The organism is Pseudobacter sp., assembly GCF_051955275.1.
Classification (GTDB): Bacteria; Bacteroidota; Bacteroidia; order Chitinophagales; family Chitinophagaceae; genus Pseudobacter.
Window position 1 is genome coordinate 1 of sequence record NZ_JBQCGW010000043.1, and the last position, 17,218, is coordinate 17,218.

Sequence of the window (17,218 nt, forward strand, 5' to 3'; positions counted from 1 at the left end):
CGTTATAGATAATTTCCTTTCTCCCGAAGAACTGGAACACTGGCGCAAAGCCGTGGGTACAGCAGTAAAGGAAAGGGCCGGACAAAAGATGCCTGGCAAGGAAGCAAAGACCGGTGAAGACGATGGCATCAATGATGACGCAGCCTACTTCGGCAAAGTATTTGACCAGCTCCTCAATCTCTGGCAAACCAATGACGAGGTAAAAGAGATCATGACCGATCCACGTATCGGCAAAATGGCTGCACAACTCGCAGGGGTAGACGGTATCCGTATCTGGCACGATCAGGCGCTCTTCAAGCGTCCATGGGCCAACCCTACTTCCTGGCACCTGGATACACCATTCTGGAGCTTCTCCGACCGGAAAGCCCTCTCTATCTGGGTGGCGCTGGATGACGCCACTCTCGAGAACGGCTGCCTCTATTTCATTCCCGGTTCATACCAGCAGACAAGCTTTGAAAATAAAGGTATCGGAAAGAACATGGATGGTATATTTGAAGTATATCCGCAGTTCGCCACCGTGAAGTCCGTTTCAGCTCCCATGAAGGCAGGTAGCTGCTCCTTCCACAATGGTCTCACCATTCATGGCGCAGGCGCCAACATGACCAGTGGATACCGCAGAGCTATGACATGTGCGTATATGCCTGAGGGTAATGTGTTCAATGGCGTCGCCAATATCCTGCCTGAGCCCTATCTCAGCAGTCTGAAAGTTGGCGACCCACTGAACAATGATGTGCAGAACCCATTGATCTATCACAAATAGACCAGTCAACTTAACTGATGACAATAGAATTCTTCTGTCCGCGCTGGGGCGCTGAACAACTCCCCTGGCCTGAGTTCCTGCAACAGGTGCAGGATGCAGGGTATGCAGGCATTGAATGGTTCCCTTACGGTGAGCAGTGTGATCACAACGAAGTGATCGCCCTGCTCAAGGAAAAGGGCCTCAAATGGTGCATCGTTACAGCCGTGATCGAAATGCCGGCCAGTATTGATGCCTACCTGCAGGAACTGCAGACGCAGCTTACCAGTCTTGCCGCCATGGGCAAAGGGTTGTGGCCTCCCCTCTTCATCAGCACACAAACGGGAAGGGAGTATTTCACGGAAGAACAGACTGGGCGATGCCTGGAGATCTGCCGCCAAGTAAGCCGCCAGAGCGGAATAGCCATCCACCAGGAAACACACCGCAACAAATGGTCATACGCCGCTCATGTAGTGCAGCCCATCCTGGAGAAATTTCCGGATACCCTGCTCACCTTCGATATCAGCCACTGGTTCTGCGTTTCAGAAAGCTACCTGGAAGATCAGCAGACTGCGGTTCAGAAAGCACTTATTCATGCACGTCATATACACGCGCGTATAGGCCATACAGAAGGGCCGCAGGTGTATGAACCAAGCTCACCGGAATATGCAGCTGCATTGAATGCGCATCTCGCCGTGTGGGATCAATATGTAAAACTAAGGAAAGAGGCTGGCGCAGCAACCTGCACCATCACGCCGGAATTCGGACCTCCCCCTTACCTGGTGTTCGCCAACAGGCACGGTACCCCGCAGCAGGAACAGTGGAGAGTGAACCTGTGGATGAAAAACTTCCTTCAGCAACGGTACAGCAACCATTAACACAAGACCTGCAACTATAAAACCCCATTGTCAGGATGAAAAGAAGAACTTTTTTATTACAGGGTGGCCTCCTTTCCACAGGATACGCCATTCTCAGCAGTTCGCCTTCATGGGCATCGCAGATGCTGGCAGGAGATGCCGCAAAAGATGAGCTCTATGAACTGTTCAGAAACCCGCCTTCCATCTACCGCCCCTTTGTACGCTGGTGGTGGAATGGCGATAAAGTGGAAAAAGCAGAATTGATCCGCGAACTGCATGTAATGAAAGAAGCAGGCATCGGAGGCGTGGAGATCAATCCCATCAAATTCCCTAACAAAGCCTATGATATGGGAAAGCCAACATTGCGCTGGCTGAGCCCGGAATGGACTGATGCGCTGGAAGCCACTGTGAAAGAAGCAAAGAATATCGGCATCACCTGCGATCTCATCGTGGGATCAGGATGGCCATTCGGCGCTGAATACCTGCAGGGCGAAGAACGTTGCCAGTTGATGGTCATCGGCACCAAAAAACTGGAAGGCCCGCTCGAATATGAAGTCTCCGAATTCGACCTGCTCAAAGAAGCAGATCCTCCGTTGCAATCACCGTTCAGCGGAAGAACACTCGAGTTCATGTCGCTAAGATTGGCACCAGCCACCATGAGCAGTCTGAATGAAGTACAGGACCTCTCTTCCAATATCGGTAAGAAAACTATCAGGCTCAATATCCCCAAAGGCAAGTGGGTACTGTATTCCCTGGTGAAGATCACCGGCTTCATGGAAGTGATCAATGGCGCTCCTGGCGCCGAAGGCCCGGTGCTCAATCACCTTGACGAGAAAGCAGTGAAGAAGTACCTCAATCATATGACAGATACCATCCAGCAAAGGATGGGACCTCTGGCCCCCTGGATCCGCTCCTTCTTCAGCGACAGCATGGAGCAGGAAGGCGCTAACTGGACGGCCGATATGGCAGAACAATTCCGCAAACGCCGTGGTTACGACCTTCTGCCTTACCTGCCATTCACCATGTTCAAAACCGGCGGCATGGGCAATACCATCGACGCTAATTACGGCGCTGCATTCACACCGGAATTCAATGATACCATCCAGCGTGTCCGCTATGATTATGACCTTACCAAATCGGAACTGCTGGAAGAAAGATTCATCAGACCATTTGTGGAATGGTGCAGGCAAAACAAAGTCCTGAGCCGCGCACAGGCTTACGGGCGTGGCTTCTTCCCGCTCGAAGGAAGCTTTGAATTCGATATCCCCGAATGTGAAACATGGATCAAATACGGCATCACCGGCGATGTGCATGAAACCAATTACCGCATCGGCCGCGCCAATACCATGATCAACAAATGGGTCAGCTCCGCAGCACACCTCAAAGGCAAACGCCTCATCAGTTGCGAAGAGCTCACCAATACCGACATGGTATTCAATGATACCCTGGAAATACAGAAGATCGCAGGCGACCAGAGCACCATCTCCGGCGTGACCCATCCTGTATTCCACGGCTTCAACTATTCACCGCCCGATGCGCCATTCCCCGGATGGATCCGCTACGGCGCTTACTTCAATGAGAAGAATACCTGGTGGCCCTACTTCAAAAAGTTCACAGATTATAAAGCCAGGTTCAGCGCCCTGTTCCAGCATGCAGATATGTTTGCAGACATTGCCGTACTGCCGCCCGTGAACGATATGTGGAGCATACACGCAGCACAGAATGAACCATTTCCGCTGCTCACTTATCCCGACTATCTTCTCAATGTGTGGGAAGCGATGCATAAATGCGGCAACGCCTGTGATTATACTTCCGACAGGGTGATCCGTGACTCACAGGTAAAGAACGGAAGGCTGGTATATGGTCCCCGCTCCTATCATACCCTGGTGCTTATCCAGGTTGACCGCATGGACCCCGGGACCACTGCAAAACTCCTGCAGTTTGTTCAGGCAGGAGGTCGTATCTTCTGTATCGAAACCATGCCCAACAAATCACTAGGCCTCAACAATTGGGAAGCCCGCGAAAAAGAAGTACAGAGCCATGTGATGCAGATGAAGAATTATCCCGATCGTTTCATTCTCCTGAAAAAACCAGCCAGCAATTTCATCGACTGGTACAAGGGAATACAACGTCAGTACAATATCACCCCCTATGTAACCGTGGAGCAGCCCAATCAATTTGTGAACCAGGTCCGTTATCAGGCCGGCGACAGGGAGATGCTGCTGTTCATCAACTCCAATATGGACAATTCGTACCCTATGGAAGTAACTATTGCGCCTGAGATCCTGGCCAAACGCCAGGCCTGGGTATGGGATGCAGACAGTGGGGAACGTTACAAACTGGAAGTTCCGGGCGGTAAGCTTACACTGAATCTCGGTCCGGCCGAAGCAAGGCTGCTGGTATTTGATAAGGTGAAGAAAGGAATTGATTACAAAGCTCCGTTGCTCGCGGGATCCAAAGTAACGGATATGCCTAACCGTTGGGCAGCTTCCTTCAAACATATCGATGGCAGCACCAAAGATTATAATTTCGATGAGCTAAAGGATCTGAAGGACACTGATTTCGTGAATTTCTCAGGTACTGTAACCTACCGCTGCACCATGGATATCAAAGACCTGAATGCCGCGCAGTTCCTCAATCTCGGGAAGGTAGTTGGCGTCAGTACCGTAACGGTGAATGGCCAGCAGGCCGGCACGCAGTGGTATGGCAGAAGAGTGTACGATATCAGTAAACTGGTGAAGGCAGGCAGCAATATCATTGAAGTGAGCGTGGTAACCACAATGGGTAATTACATGAAAACGCTCACGGACAATCCTGTTGCACAGATCTGGACCAACAACCAACGCAAGAACCAACCCATACAATCCATGGGACTGATCGGCCCTGTAACCTGTTACGGAGTATAGCAAGGTGCGCCCAGTCGCTCGCGTCCCCGCGAGTGACTTCTATTCCGTCGCCTCCGGCGACACGGTGTTCGCCAGAGGCGAACAAATAGTCCTCACTCGCCAGAGGCGAGCGAGTGCTCCCCGATTACCGGTCGCATCCTTTAAGAACTATCATATTAAAAGCATTTGTATGAACATAAAACGTATTTCAGTAATTGCAGTGTTCCTCATTTCGGCTTTATCAGCCACTGCAAAAGATTACCCGGCCTCTCTCTTCGGCATCAAATCAGATGGGATTACGCTCAACACAAAAAGCATCCAGTTTGCACTGGATTATATTGAAAAGCAGGGCGGCGGCCGCCTTGTATTCTACGTTGGCCGCTACCTCACAGGCTCTATCCATATGCGTTCCAACGTGAGCATCCACCTGAATGAAGGCGCCATACTGGTAGGTTCCCTCAATCCTTTCGAATATGACAAGAATGGCTGGACCGCGCTCATCTTTGCCCGCGATGTAAAGAATATCGCTATTACAGGACAGGGAGTGATCGATGGCCAGGGAAGACAGCTTGCCTTCAATGTAGTGGACGTGATCCAGAAAGGACTGGTGAAAGATGGCTTCCGGTTCGACAGACCTGAAGCTGATGCAAGGGCCGTGCTCATCTACTTCTTCAACTGCGATAACGTGACCATGAGAAAGGTCACCATCCGCAACTCAGCCAGCTGGGTGCAGATCTATGAGCAATCCCGTAACGTAGTGCTCGACAGTATCTATGTTGATAGCAAAGCCTACTGGAACAATGATGGCATCGATATCGTGGATTGTGAAAAAGTAAAGATCACCAACAGCTTCGTAGACTCTGACGATGATGGCATCTGCATCAAATCCCATACTCCTGGCAAAAGGAATGACGATATCGAGATCCGCAACAATACCGTTCGTTCCTCTGCCAATGGCATCAAGTTCGGAACGGCAACCCTTGGCGGTTTCAGCAATATCAGGATCGTGAACAACCGCGTGTTCGACACCTATCGATCTGCCGTTACATTAGCGGCTGTGGATGGAGGTTACGTAGAGAACATTCTTGTGGACAGCCTGTACGCCACCACCACCGGCAATGCCATCTTCCTGCGCATCGGTGAAAGACGCGCCGGTTTCAAAGGCAGGATGGAGAATGTGACCATCAGCAACCTGTATTGCGAAGTGCCACTGCTGAAACCTGATGCCGGTTATGAATACGAAGGTCCGGTTGAAGATATGCCAAGGAATATTTCACCCGCCGGTATCGTGGGGCTGGCCGATGCAAAGATCAACAATATCACACTCTCCAATGTGACCATCAAATATCCCGGTGGCGGCAACCCGCTCTTTGCCAAAGTAGGAACAGACGAGCTGGGCAAGGTACCCGAGAAAGTGCCCGGTTATCCTGAGTTCTCCATGTTTGGAGAACTGCCTGCCTGGGGATTGTATGTGCGCCATGCACAGAATATCAAGGTGAACAACCTGGTGCTGATTGCAGAGAAAAAAGATTATCGCCCGGCCATTGTACTGGATGATGTACAATCATCTTCTTTCACCGGTCTGGATGTAAAAGAGGCAGGTGCCAAAAGCAAGAAGGCGCTGCACCAGCATGCAAGCAGCAATATCGTTATAAAATAATCTGTAGTTCAAAGCTGAGTGACCAAACTGCAAGGGCAGTGCAGGAGAGGGTTATCCCGTTCAACCCTCTCCTGCTCCTCAGCAATGATTTACTTCAATAATATTTTTTCCCTTCTCAGTTCTCCCCCACTACGCTGCATGGAAACCACCTGCAGCCCTTTTGAGAAATTACCGGCAGGAATAAGAATGGTGTTGCTGCCTGCATTCAGAGAATATGTTTTTCTGTGCAGGATATTTCCTGAAACACCCACAATAGCAATCACTACATTTTCAGTTGTAGCGGCCTGCACCTGAACCCTTACAGTACAGCCTTCCAGCCTTACACGCCAATCCTGCGCCTTCAGCATTTCCACTCTTACCAGGGATGAATATTTGAAATTCCCATCGAAATCCGTTTGTTTCAGCCGGTAACTTATTGATAACAGATCACCAGGTTGCTGATCAGTGAAATTATAATACAGATTGGAAGCGCTGTTACCTTCCGGAGCTTTGGATGGCACCCATCCTGCAAACTCCCAAGTGCCGGCAACATTGCTGCGCTGCACTTCAAACCCTTTATTATTCTGTTCGCTGGCCGTGCTCCAGTTCAGACGTACCCCACGCCCTTCAGCCGTTGCCTGCCAGCTATTGAACGTAACGGGTACCAGGATGCCAGTGCTGGGGTAATTGATAAGTATGCAACCAGCGGTGGTATATCCGAGACCGGGCGTAACAATCCCGAAGGGCCGGTAACCATCAGCATGTGTTGGCTCGCAGGCCCCGCTGGTACAAGGGCTGGTCATTACCGTAGTACTGGTGCCGGATCCCAGCGTTCTGTTAACCGCTTTGATCTGTAAACCTCCACTGCAGTTGACAGACCCGAAAAGGCTGATCCTGCCCCTGTCCGATATCTGGATCTCTCCGCTACCGTTGATACTGCCCTGAAAATTAAAGGTCACGTTCTCGGCTATACGTAATACGCCATTAATGATCAGCGAACTGGGACCTGTGTTGGCGCAGGCTCCCGGAAAATTGGATGCCGCCCCCAAACAAAAATTGGAAGTGATACAAAGCACGGTACCGGCAGGGATGGTATACGGATTGGTAGCACCCACGAGGTTTGCCTGTGTTAAGGTACAGGGTTGAGCAAAAAGGAATGAACAGAAGCATTGCAACGCAATGCCAAGCAGGTAATGTTTGAGCATAAGAATAGTTTTTTCCTGAGGAAATAAAAAATTGGGCATTGGAGCCCGTTGGTGGTGTTAGCAGGAAAAAAATGCTCTAAAACATTCAGACAAAGTGTGATGCAAATATAGGATTAGTAATATTCAACTATAAGTAGATATATATTTCTACTTATCCGGAAACGCTATTTTATCCACCGGATCTTTTTTCCTGCGCTTCACTTTGAAATAATATTGTATTTTGGCCTGCTACTGCTATGAGCGCCCCTGATGCATATAATGACCCCAGTCACCATGAGGATGTTCAGGAACAATTGTTCCGCGAGCTCTTCCGTGAGTACGAACACAGGCTCTACGTGTTCATCATGAAGATTCTCCGCTCAGACGCTACCGCAAAAGACATTCTCCAGGATGTGTTCCTGAAGCTCTGGACCATCCGGCACCAGCTTCCCGAAATTGAGAACATCAACGCATTCCTTTACAAGCTCACGGAAAACCGCGTGTATGACCATTTGCGGGCCGCCGCCACCAGGAAGAACCACCGCCAGAAACTCTGGGACCAGTTACAAAGCGCTGTCAACGGAGAAGAAGATAAACTGGAGAAAAAAGAATTCCACAGCATCATCCGCGATGCCATCCGCAACCTTCCTCCCCAGCGCAGGGCCGTTTACCTGCTCAATAAAGACGAAGGCCTCAAACAAAAAGAGATAGCAGAAAAACTCCAGCTCTCTCCCAATACCGTCCGCAACCACCTGGCCGAAGCCATCCGCCAGATCGGTACTTACGTAAAAAAGAATATTTCCACTTTCCTTTCCATTCTCCCATAATACCGGAACGCCGGCTTCCACACAGCGTTTCCGGCTGTGATCAAACATTTTTCAGGTATTATTCCTGGTCATTGAAAATATTTTTTCCGGGACGATAGTAGATTTTTGCCCGTGACCCGTCCCACTAAACATGACGAACAAAACCGAGATCCTTTTTCAGAAATTTCTCGATGGCGCCTGTACGCAGCAGGAGTTCAACGAGCTGATGGAGCTGTTGCAGACCAATCAGCACGAAGACGCCGTGCGGGCCATGCTGCAGAAGGTATACCAGGAAGTGGAACAGACCCTGCCTTCCTTTACCTATGTGGATGCCAGCGGCAGCCTGCTGCCGGAACAACAGCCGCAGCCTGAACCGGTACCTCAGAAAGTAGTCCGCAATTATTTCCCCAGGCTCACTGCCGCCGCCGCCATATTGCTTGCCGTATCTCTGCTCACCTGGGTATTGCTGAAACAACGCACGCCAGCTCCTCAGCTGGCCAACCGGGAAACCCGGACCACTGAAAAGAAAGAACAGAAATACCTGGTGCTTTCTGATGGCACACAGGTATGGCTAAATGCCGCCAGTGAACTCACCTATCCTCCCTCCTTCGATGGAAAGGCCCGTGTGGTCTACCTCACAGGAGAAGCCTTCTTTGATGTGAAGAATGCGGAAAAAGTTCCTTTTATCATTCATACCGGTAAAGTAGTCACCAAAGTGCTGGGCACGGCCTTTAATATCCGCGCCTATCCTGAGCAAAATGATGTGCGTGTGGAAGTAAAAAGAGGAAAAGTGCAGGTAAGCAAAGGCACCCAGGTAATGGCCACGCTCATACCCGGACAATCAGTGAATGTACCGGCAGCGGAAAAAGCACCGGAACTGAAAACGGTGAAGGAGGAAGAAGTGGCAGAATGGACCTCCGGCAAACTGCACTATCGCGACCAGAGCCTGAAAGAGATCCTCATCGATCTGGAAAGGCATTTCAATGTGCAGATAGAAATTCCGGACGAGGCCTGGACCCAGGAAGAGCTCAACCACACCTGCAGCAGCACGGGCACCGTGGAAAAAGCGATGGAAAGTATCCTGCTCGCAACAGGAGCCACTTACGAAAAGAAGGATGGAAAATACATTATAAAAAAGAACAGATAACTATTAAACCGAAACAACTGATGACCAAAACACTGGCTTGATGCCAAAAAGAAACCGCTACCGGTGGCACCCGATAACGGTGGATGTTTTATTAACCTCATTTTGAATTAACAAAACTTAGTAAAGCTATGCTTTTATTGGTTTCCGGCAAAGGCCGGGACAGGGTATTTGCCTTGTCCAGAATTAACTGCATCAATCTAAAACTGCTTATGCGCGTATCACTGTTATCAGTAGCATTCCTTTCCTGCCTGGTGACAATTGCTGGCACCATTTCAGGACAAAGCCTGTCGGATAAAATATCCGTCCGGTTTAAAGACATGCCCCTGAAAAAGGCGCTGCATCAGCTGGAGAAAACAACCTCCTTCAATTTCACCTGGCGCAGCAATGATATTGAAGGCTATCCCAATGTGAATTACACTGCCGATGGGAAAGCAGCCGGTACTGTACTCAGTGACCTGCTGGCTCCAACCGGCCTCCAGTACCTGGTGCGCGAGAACAATATCATTATTTACCGCAAACCCGAAGCGGTAGTGATAAATGCGCCAAGAGTTTACACCGGCAGACTGCTGAACGTATTTCTTACAGAAGACTCCCTTCCAACTTTGTTGATAAAGGGTCGTGTTACCTCCAGCGAAAAACTGGGCGAGCCCGTACCCAATGCAAGTGTTACACTTAAAGGCACTAAAACTGGCACCATCACCGATCCTGATGGCAACTTCGTGCTCCGCATCCCGATCGCACGGAGAACCCTGGTGATCACTCAGATCAGTTTCGAGACCGTGGAAGTGGTTGCCCCACTGAACGGCCCCACCATCATCAGCATGAAGCCCCGTGCACAGGCCATGACTGAAGTGATCACCACCGGCCTGTACAAGCGTCCCAAAGAAAGTTTCACCGGCGCAGCCACTACCATTTCCGGTGACCAGATCCGCGCCGTGAGCATGACCAATGCCTTGCAGGCCATCAAGATCTTCGATCCCAGCATCCGCATTCCGGAGAATGTTCAGTTCGGCAGCGATCCCAACCGTATGCCAAAGATCAGCATCCGCGGCATCAACAATTTCCCGCAACAGGGAGGCGCTTCCACCCTGCCCCCATCCGGCGCAGATTTCATGGCCAGTTACGGTGAGAACCCCAACCAGCCCATCTTCATCCTCGACGGATTTGAAGTGAGCCTTCAGAAAATATATGATCTCGATATCAACCGCATTGCATCCTATACCGTTCTCAAAGATGCATCAGCAACAAGTATGTACGGTTCCCGCGCCGCCAACGGTGTGATCATTGTTGACACCAAACAACCTGCGCCCGGCAAGATCCAGGTTTCCTACAGCGGTACCGCCAACCTCACAGCACCTGACCTCTCTGTGTACAATCTGCTCAATGCAAGAGAAAAAGTGGATGTTGAAAAGATCGCAGGAGTTTATTCCCGTTATAAAGATGAAACCGGCTCGGGAGCCGCACTGGACGCCTACTGGCGCAACTATCAGTCGCTCCGCGAAAGCTATGTGGCCAAAGGCATCAATACAGACTGGCTGTCGCTGCCCCTCAGAAATGGTGTTGGCTCTAACCACTCCATCAATCTTGGTGGCGGCGATCAGAGCATCCGCTACCAGATCAACATGAACTATAAAAGCGATGCCGGTGTAATGAAAGGCAGCAAGCGCGATGTTTATACAGGAGACATGGTGCTTTCTTATCGATTCCGCGGATTCAACGTCCGTAACTCCATGACCATTTCCTACAGCAAAGGCGTGAACTCTCCTTACGGCAAATTCAGCGATTACTCCAAACAGAATGCTTACTGGAGCCCGTATGATGAGAACGGGAAAATAGTGAAGATCCTGGAGCAATACGGTTCGGAAACTGCCCGCACCAACCCGTTGTTCAACTCCACCCTGAACGTGATAGACGACAATGAGTACAACCTGTTCACCAACAATACAGAGCTGGAATGGATCATCGGCAACGGTTTCCGGCTCAGCGGTACAGTGGGCCTCACCCGTCAGACAGATGAGGACAATGTGTTCCTGCCTGCCTCCCACACCAGTTTCGTCAATGAAGCCAGCTTCCTGAAAAGAGGAACTTATGACAGGACCTATTCCAAGTTCTTCAATATCCAGTCGAGGCTAACGCTCAATTACAGCCACCGTGTGGGCCTCGGTCACCTTTTCAATACTGCAGTTGTTGAGATGAACCAGGGCAACCGCAATGCCATGGGCGTTTCCGTGGAAGGTTTCCCCAATGAGAATATGAATGATATCTTCTTCGGTAACGGTTATCCCGTGAACTCCAAGCCAAACGGTTACACGGATATCACCCGCAGGTTATCCGCCGGTAACAACTTCAGCTTTACCTGGGACCAGCGTTATGTGGTGGAAGGAAGTTTACGCTTCGATGGTTCCTCCCAGTTCGGCAGCAACAAAAGATACGCTGCCTTCTGGAGCCTCGGAGGTTCCTGGAATCTGCACAAGGAAGCATTCGTGAAAAGCCATCCGGAGATCAATCTCTTCAGGATCCGCGGCTCTATCGGCACCACCGGTGATGACCGTTTCCCTACCAACCAGGCCATCACTACCTACAGGTATTATACCAGCAGCAGTTTCCACGGGCTTACCGGCACCAATCTCGTTTCTTACGGCAACCCTGATCTTACCTGGCAGCAGGCGATCAAAAAGAATATAGGGTTTGACCTGACGTTGTTAAATAATCGTATTCAACTGACCGGTAATATTTATAACGAAACCACCAAGAGTCTCCTGCTGGATATCAACACGCCTCCATCGGTTGGTGTGAGCAGTTATAAACAGAACGGCGGTAAGCTGCAGAATAATGGTTACGAATTCACAGCCAATGTATTCATTATTCAGCAACCAGCTAAAACCCTTTACTGGAGCGTATTTGTGAACGGCACACATAACAGGGCCAAAATTGTTGCCATTGCCAACTCATTGAAAAAACTCAACGCCGCCGCCGATGTGACCACCAACAACAAGCAGGTTTCTCCACAGTTCAGGTACGTGGAAGGTTATAGTCCTGATGCCATCTGGGGCGTCCGTTCTCTTGGCATCGATCCCAGCACAGGCCGTGAAATGTACCTCACCATCGACAATAAACTCACCTATACCTGGGACCCCAGGGATAAAGTGATCATCGGTGATCCCACAGGAGGCGTGTTCGGCAACTTCGGCACCAACCTTTCCTGGAAAGGCATTACGCTTGGGATCTATTGTAATTACCAGGCAGGCATCGATGCCTACAACCAGACCCTCGCCAACCGCGTGGAGAACCTGGACCTTACCTGGCAGGGCGACAAGCGTGTGTTGTACGACCGCTGGCAGAAACCCGGCGACCAGACCTTCTTTAAGGGACTGGCAGATGAGAACGGATACACGGTGGCCACCAAAACCAATGTTACCAGCAGATTCATGCAAAAAGACAATTACGTGAACATCTCCAGCCTGTCGCTCGGCTACCAGCTGCCAGACAGGATCACAAAGAGAATGAAGCTGGCCACCACCAGGGTAACACTCATTGCCAATGAGATCAAACGCTGGGGCAGTATTGAAATGGAGCGTGGTCTGGACTATCCTTTCGCCCGCACCTTCTCTTTCAACCTGACCTGTAATTTCTAAACCGGACAATCATTTCATTTATGAAACTCAATCATATCATCTATACCGCCGCTGCTGCCCTGCTCCTGCTTGGAACAGGCTGTAAGAAATGGCTGGATGTACAGCCAGGAACTGTGATCAGTGAGAAGAACCAGTTCGGTTCCGAAGCAGGGTTCAAAGACGCCATGCTGGGCGTTTACATCAAACTGTCAGATGCCAGGACCTATGGCAGGAATACCACTTATGGTTTCCTGGATGTGGTTGGACAGTGCTACAATATTGCAACTGCCAACGAAACCTACAACCAGGCTGTGAAGCTCAACTATATGGACCAGAGAACACGTCCGTTTGTTGACAGCATCTGGTATGATATGTATGCCAATATCGGCAACGTGAACCAGATCATTTCCAACCTGGAATCAAGCTCTATTCAGTTCAGCGGACGTTACAAGAACCAGATAAAGGGAGAGGCCCTTGCCATGCGCGCCTTCCTGCATTTCGACCTCCTGCGTATGTTTGCGCCGGCGCCGGTTGTAAACGCCAATGCAAAAGCCATCCCTTACGTGACCATCTTCAAAGTGCAGGTATTCCCTGCATTGACGGTGAACCAGGTGATGGACAGTTGCCTCAAAGATCTGGCTGCCGCTGAAATTTTGCTGGGAGAAGACAAAACCATTGTCCGGGCTTACGATAATACAGATGCTTACAAGTCATTCACCCGTCATCATATGAACTATTATGCCGTGAAAGGGTTACAGGCGCGCATCAATCTCTACAGGGGCAACAAACCTGCTGCACTGGCTGCCGCCATGGAAGTGATCAACAACCAGGCAGCCAACTTCCCATTTGTAAAACCGGCGGATGTAACTGCTACCTATAACAAGGATTATACCTTTGCGCAGGAGCACCTTTTCGCCGTATTTTCTTCTTCCCTCAAATCCTATTCAGACCAGTATTTCCTGGGCACCAACCAGGGAGGCCCTGCCATCTTCCCGCTCACGGACTCACACCGTGGCGTGTTGTATGAGATCAGTGCAGGAGGCAGTACGGACCTTCGTTACAGTAATCTCTTCGCTCCCGCAGGTTCAGCATATGCCACTACCAAATACAGCCAGATCAATATTGTTCATACCAGCCCGGAGACAGAATATCTCCGCACACTGATTCCCTTGATCCGGGTGTCAGAGATATTCTATATCGCTGCAGAAGCAAGCGCCACACCGGAAGCAGGTACGGTATTCCTCAATACCATCCGCGCCAACCGTGGTCTGAGCCAGCTTCCATTGAACCAGACAGAAGCCAATCTCAACAACGAGCTGAGAAAAGAGATCAAAAAGGAATGTTATGCGGAAGGTCAGAATTTCTTCTACTTCAAAAGAAGGAACCTGCCTGAGATCAACACGCTTACATCAACCGGCAAATTGCTGGTGCCCGCAAACGCATACCAGTTCCCGATCCCCGATGCAGAGATAGAATACGGCGATTACTAAACTCAAAACAGCGTAAGATGCTTAACAGAAAACATTCATTATACTTCATTATACCGGCACTGATCATGGCAGCCTTCGCTTCCTGCAAAAAGAGCGAGCTCACTGCTTACGATCAACCGCCACAGGTACAGTTCTATAAACTGTTCGACAATCCATCTAAAGACAGCTTCGTGTATTCTTTTGCCATCAAGCCAACGGCGCTGGTGGCAGACACAGTGAAACTGCCGGTACGCATTTCAGGTCTGGCTATGGACAAAGACCGGGTGATCAACCTGAGAGCGGTGGCAGACAGCACCAATGCCGTGGAAGGAACAGACTATAAAATACACCGCGCCATTGTACAGGCAGGGGCCTATGAAGACTCCGTAGCTATAGTGGTATTCAGAAAACCGGACATGAAGAATACCGAAAAAAGGTTGCTACTGGAGATCATCGCTTCTGCTGATTTTCAGCCGGGACTGGTGAATACTCCGGCTGCCAATGATCAACTGAAACTCAGTGGCGGCTCCATCCGAATGCTGGTTAAGGTCAATGACTTTCTGACCAAACCCACCAACTGGGACCAGTACCTCACCACCTATTTTGGTGTATACAGCAGGGTGAAATACGCTTTCATCATCCAGGTTACGGGCAGGTCGGAATTCCCATTTGGGGCAACAGGATTGCCCTTCGGTCAGTTCGGCGCTTATCAGAATATGATGAGGCAGGCCCTGGCCGATTATGTGAAAGATCACGGACCAATGATCGATGAGAACGGAAACACCATTTCCTTCTGATCCATTCAACAATCACAAAACGAATCAGCATGAAACTGCTCATAAAACTCTCTGTATGCATATTCATTGTGGCCTGCATGGGGAGCTGCATAAAAGACAAAGGCACTTACGATATCAAAGAGATCAACAAAATAGCGTTCACAACCGCATTGCCAGACACTTTCAATATACTGGTGCAGCAAACGCTGACCATTGACCTTGACCTGGCGCAGAGCATGCCCACGGACAAAGGCCTGAGTTACGACTGGGTACTCTATCCCGGAAGCACAGCAGGTTATCGCATACATATCAGCGATAGCAGCAAAGTAAGATTCTTCATGACGGAGGAACCAAGGATATACGACCTCGACCTGTTCATAACAGACAAGGCCACCAATATAAGCACCTACAGGAAATTCTACGTTAATGTATCCAGCGTATTCAACCAGGGCTGGCTGGTGATGGAAGAATTCAACGGAAAGAACGATATCGCCATTATCAGGCCCAACAATTCCGTTGAACGTAATATCTATTCCAAATCAAACGAAAATGAATTGCTGCCCGCCGGAAAAGGAAAGATCTGTGTATTTCCCAGAAGGACCGAACAGATCATCTATTTCCTGAGCAGTGATAACGGCGTACAGGTGAGCCCGGGTAACTTCGGTAAAACCAGTTCCATGTTGAGCTGGTTCTTTATCAACCCCGGCCCCATTAAACCGCTCGACATCTTTGCACAAAGCACCGAAGAGCATTTCATTGCAGAAGGAAAAGCATTTGGATCAAACCTCAATGCTCCTTCTCCTTACGGCTATGGCGTGGCAACCGTAGGAGATTACTACCTGGCTCCTTACATGCTGGCCCAGGGTGGCAACTTCATCTTCTACGATACCATTGCACAAAGATTCTGGTCGCGTCCGCCGGGCACCGGCGATTTCCCTCTGCTCAGCATCACGGAGAGCGCAGCTGCTCCCTGGAGCCTGAACAAAGTAGGAAAACGTTTGCTGTATGCAGGCCTGAACAATGGATCCACTTTTGCAGGTGTGTTTGAGAGCAATGGCCGCGATTCACTTTTTGTACTCAAAGGGTTGTCAAGCGGAGCCGCGAGCGTAGCGCAGACGGTAGATACATTACCTGCTGGTATGCCGCTTCAGTCGGCCAATGCATACCTAGCATCCAGGTTGGTACCGCATATCTATTTTGCAAAGGGCAACCAGCTTTTTGTATGGGATATCCCTGCGAAATCCCACCGGCTTATTTATACATTCCCGGTCGGCACGGATGTAAGAACACTCAAATGGTACAACAATACTAAAAGCAGCACAGATGCCGATAATAACCGGGTGATGATGGCTGCCACGCAGGAAGGAGGTGAAGGGAAATTATATCTTTTCCCTGTTGAGCTCACCGGTGATTTTACCGGCGGCACCTACCGCAACGTCTTCACCGGTTTTGGACAGATCCGTGACGTTACATATAAAACTATTCCATAGAAACCCTGATGCCTTAAACACCGGCTGCCTGCCCTTTTACAGGCGGCCGGTTCATCAAATCAATTTCCAGGTATTATCATGAAAAGAAAGTATTTGCTGACGCTGCTGTTTGCAACAGCAGGCATGAGTGCTTATGCACAACAGAAAGCCCCTGCCATTGTACAGGGCAACTTCAACAAAAGAAAAGCAGTTTCCGTAATGTTGTATGAAGTCAGCTATGGAGAACGGCAGGAATTTGCTACAACGAAGCTCAGTGAGAATAATGCCTTCGCGTTTCAGTTACCCGCTGCAAAACCAGGCTTCTACTATCTTTCAGTAGATCCAAAAAGAGGCGGCATCCGCGTGTGGCTGGCGCCCGGCGTAAAGCTGAATCTGCAGGTGTTTGATTCAGGATACAGCATCATCAATCCATCTGCTGAAAACAAGGCATTGATGGAATGGGAGAACATGCGCGCTCCCCTCAGGGCAATGAGCCGGAGTATGCTGAACGACAATCCCATGTACCGCAGTCTGGCCGATAACATCACCTGGCGTTACTTCTTGCCCATTCTGCATGCATTTTTACCTATGGCTGAAAAGTTCAGGAATAAGATCTACAAAACAAACAAATCATTT

12 protein-coding genes are annotated in these 17,218 nt (G+C 49.8%); 11 read left to right on the plus strand and 1 reads right to left on the minus strand.

Annotation, left to right across the window (positions count from 1 at the left end):
* The 4 genes from ACTHMC_RS04535 to ACTHMC_RS04550 form a co-directional block, all read left to right on the plus strand.
* The coding region (locus tag ACTHMC_RS04535; protein ID WP_440411214.1) for a phytanoyl-CoA dioxygenase family protein at positions 1-760 on the plus strand (760 nt) is incomplete at its 5' end.
* Positions 761-777: 17 nt separating this feature from the next.
* Positions 778-1,614, plus strand: coding sequence for a sugar phosphate isomerase/epimerase family protein (locus ACTHMC_RS04540; RefSeq protein WP_440411216.1), 837 nt, complete (start codon positions 778-780; stop codon positions 1,612-1,614).
* 35 nt (positions 1,615-1,649) lie between these two features.
* The gene (locus tag ACTHMC_RS04545; protein ID WP_440411218.1) at positions 1,650-4,499 is read left to right on the plus strand and encodes a glycosyl hydrolase; all 2,850 of its coding nucleotides are present in this window, start codon (positions 1,650-1,652) and stop codon (positions 4,497-4,499) included.
* Between the two features lie 169 nt (positions 4,500-4,668).
* Positions 4,669-6,138 (plus strand): glycoside hydrolase family 28 protein, encoded by a 1,470-nt coding sequence (locus ACTHMC_RS04550; RefSeq protein WP_440411220.1) that lies wholly within the window; start codon positions 4,669-4,671, stop codon positions 6,136-6,138.
* An 89-nt stretch (positions 6,139-6,227) separates the two neighbouring features.
* Here ACTHMC_RS04550 and ACTHMC_RS04555 read toward each other — a convergent pair whose 3' ends face one another.
* Positions 6,228-7,322 carry a hypothetical protein gene (locus tag ACTHMC_RS04555; RefSeq protein ID WP_440411221.1) on the minus strand — a complete coding sequence of 365 codons (1,095 nt, stop codon included), beginning with the start codon at positions 7,320-7,322 and terminating at the stop codon, positions 6,228-6,230.
* Between the two features lie 236 nt (positions 7,323-7,558).
* Here ACTHMC_RS04555 and ACTHMC_RS04560 point away from each other — a divergent pair, with 236 nt between their 5' ends.
* The 7 genes from ACTHMC_RS04560 to ACTHMC_RS04590 form a co-directional block, all read left to right on the plus strand.
* Positions 7,559-8,128, plus strand: coding sequence for an RNA polymerase sigma-70 factor (locus ACTHMC_RS04560; protein WP_440411223.1), 570 nt, complete (start codon positions 7,559-7,561; stop codon positions 8,126-8,128).
* Positions 8,129-8,258: 130 nt separating this feature from the next.
* A complete protein-coding gene (locus ACTHMC_RS04565; protein WP_440411225.1) occupies positions 8,259-9,254 on the plus strand; it encodes a FecR family protein in 996 nt (331 codons plus the stop codon).
* Between the two features lie 209 nt (positions 9,255-9,463).
* Positions 9,464-12,889 (plus strand): SusC/RagA family TonB-linked outer membrane protein, encoded by a 3,426-nt coding sequence (locus ACTHMC_RS04570; protein ID WP_440411227.1) that lies wholly within the window; start codon positions 9,464-9,466, stop codon positions 12,887-12,889.
* Positions 12,890-12,909: 20 nt separating this feature from the next.
* On the plus strand, positions 12,910-14,358 hold the full coding sequence (locus ACTHMC_RS04575) for a RagB/SusD family nutrient uptake outer membrane protein (RefSeq protein ID WP_440411228.1): 1,449 nt from the start codon (positions 12,910-12,912) through the stop codon (positions 14,356-14,358).
* Positions 14,359-14,375: 17 nt separating this feature from the next.
* Entirely contained in the window at positions 14,376-15,134 is a 759-nt protein-coding gene (locus ACTHMC_RS04580) for a DUF4843 domain-containing protein (protein WP_440411230.1), read from the plus strand.
* Positions 15,135-15,163: 29 nt separating this feature from the next.
* On the plus strand, positions 15,164-16,603 hold the full coding sequence (locus ACTHMC_RS04585; RefSeq protein ID WP_440411232.1) for a PKD-like family lipoprotein: 1,440 nt from the start codon (positions 15,164-15,166) through the stop codon (positions 16,601-16,603).
* A gap of 78 nt (positions 16,604-16,681) precedes the next feature.
* Positions 16,682-17,218, plus strand: a 537-nt coding sequence (locus ACTHMC_RS04590; protein ID WP_440411234.1) for a DUF4369 domain-containing protein, incomplete at its 3' end; no start/stop codon positions are given.

Excerpts from the sequence above, each read along its gene's own strand:
- ACTHMC_RS04540 (WP_440411216.1), top strand. The coding sequence starts at position 778 with ATGACAATAGAATTCTTCTGTCCGCGCTGGGGCGCTGAACAACTCCCC.
- ACTHMC_RS04545 (WP_440411218.1), top strand. The coding sequence starts at position 1,650 with ATGAAAAGAAGAACTTTTTTATTACAGGGTGGCCTCCTTTCCACAGGA.
- ACTHMC_RS04550 (WP_440411220.1), top strand. The coding sequence starts at position 4,669 with ATGAACATAAAACGTATTTCAGTAATTGCAGTGTTCCTCATTTCGGCT.
- ACTHMC_RS04555 (WP_440411221.1), bottom strand. The coding sequence starts at position 7,322 with ATGCTCAAACATTACCTGCTTGGCATTGCGTTGCAATGCTTCTGTTCA.
- ACTHMC_RS04560 (WP_440411223.1), top strand. The coding sequence starts at position 7,559 with ATGAGCGCCCCTGATGCATATAATGACCCCAGTCACCATGAGGATGTT.
- ACTHMC_RS04565 (WP_440411225.1), top strand. The coding sequence starts at position 8,259 with ATGACGAACAAAACCGAGATCCTTTTTCAGAAATTTCTCGATGGCGCC.
- ACTHMC_RS04570 (WP_440411227.1), top strand. The coding sequence starts at position 9,464 with ATGCGCGTATCACTGTTATCAGTAGCATTCCTTTCCTGCCTGGTGACA.
- ACTHMC_RS04575 (WP_440411228.1), top strand. The coding sequence starts at position 12,910 with ATGAAACTCAATCATATCATCTATACCGCCGCTGCTGCCCTGCTCCTG.
- ACTHMC_RS04580 (WP_440411230.1), top strand. The coding sequence starts at position 14,376 with ATGCTTAACAGAAAACATTCATTATACTTCATTATACCGGCACTGATC.
- ACTHMC_RS04585 (WP_440411232.1), top strand. The coding sequence starts at position 15,164 with ATGAAACTGCTCATAAAACTCTCTGTATGCATATTCATTGTGGCCTGC.